1 protein-coding gene is annotated in these 1,639 nt (G+C 67.6%); it reads left to right on the plus strand.

The annotated features are described in order from the left end of the window. The first annotated feature begins 108 nt into the window (after positions 1-108). Positions 109-1,626 (plus strand): IS66 family transposase, encoded by a 1,518-nt coding sequence (gene tnpC / locus Amac_RS53390; protein ID WP_155362079.1) that lies wholly within the window; start codon positions 109-111, stop codon positions 1,624-1,626. Positions 1,627-1,639 lie beyond the last annotated feature (13 nt).

Here is a 1,639-nt window from a genome sequence, read left to right on the forward strand (position 1 = left end):
GTAAATATTCAGGCTTGGCACGTAGTGTGATGACGGCGCCCTCCCATCCTGTTTGATGTGACGGTCTGTGAAGTTGATCAGTGCGGGCGGATCTGGTGGGATCATCGAGTGTCCGCCCTGGAGGAGATGTCCCGCGATGAGCTGATCGTGCTCGCGCGCGCTCAGCAGGGGCAGATCACGCGGCTGGCCGAGCAGGTGTCGCGGGTCGCGGAACTGGAAGAACAGAGCGCCGAGCTGGCGGCCATGAACACCGAGCTGGCTGAGCGCCTGGCGCGGTTGGAGCGGCTGATCTCGCGTAACAGCGGGAACTCGGGGATGCCGCCCTCCAGCGATGATCAGCCGGGTAAGCCGCCGCCGAAGGACAAACGGGCAGGCCAGAAGATGGGCGGTAAGCGCAAGCCCGGGAAGCAGCCCGGTGCCGAGGGCCGGTATCTGGCCTGGCGCGCCGATCCCGGCGAGGTCGTGCCGCACTTCCCGTACGGGACGTGCGTGTGTGGCGATGACCTGGCAGACGGCCGGGACCTGGGCGTTCAGGCCTGGCACCAGGTGCACGACATCCCGCCGGTGAGCGCGGGTGTGGTTCAGCACGACCTGCACGCGGTCGAGTGCCGGTGCGGCAGAGTGCACCTGGCCGAGCGCCCGGAGGGCGTGGCGTCCGCGCGGGTGAGCTTCGGTCTGCATCTTCAGGCGTTGTGCGTGTATCTGATGGTGATGCACGCGATCCCGGTGCACCGCTGCTGCGCGCTGGTGGAGGCACTGACCGGGGCGGCACCGTCGCCGGGGTTCGTGCACGGCATGATCGCCCGCGCCGCCGCCGCGGTCGCGGCGGCGAACGCCCGGATCCGGATGCTGCTCACGCTGGCCTACGTGGTGAACTGTGATGAGACACCGTTGCGGGTCGGCGCGGCGAAGGTCAAGAAGTACCTGCTGGTCGCCTGCACGAAGCTGCTGACCTGGTACATGGTCGGCGACCGGAGCCTGGAGACGTTCAAGACGTCGGTGCTGCCGGAGCTTTCCGGGGTGATGGTGCACGATCGGTATCAGAACTACGACTCGGCCGAACTCGGTGAGCACCGCCACCAGTTGTGTGCGAGTCATCTACTCCGGGATCTTGAAGACTGCGTCGAGGAGTACCCCGGCGCGGTCTGGCCCGTTCAGATCCAGCGGACTCTGCGCGGGCTGATCCACGCCGCCGGCACCGCCCGCGAGCAGGGCGAGGACGCCATCGACACAGGCGTCAAAGATGAGCTGATCCGGCTGTTCAAGCACGGGGTCCGCGTCGGCCTGTCCGAGGTTCCCCGCATCCCCGGACCCGCCAAAACCGTCACCCAGCCCGTCGGCCGGGTGCTGCTGGAAGTGCTGCGCGACCGTGAGGACGACGTCCTGCGTTTCGCCCATGACCTGCGGGTTCCTCCGACGAACAATCAGGCCGAACGCGATGTCCGACCAGCCAAAACCCAGCAGAAGATCTCCGGGCGGCTTCGATCGGAGACGGCGACCGGCAACCGGTACGCCATCCGCGGCTACCTGTCCACCGCCGCCAAACACGGCACCGACGTCATCTCCGCGATCCGCGACGCCCTGCTCGGCAGACCCTGGATGCCGCCGGACCCAGCCACCGCCTAACCCACGGGCACGT

The sequence above is a fragment of the Acrocarpospora macrocephala genome (genome assembly GCF_009687865.1).
GTDB lineage: Bacteria > Actinomycetota > Actinomycetes > Streptosporangiales > Streptosporangiaceae > Acrocarpospora > Acrocarpospora macrocephala.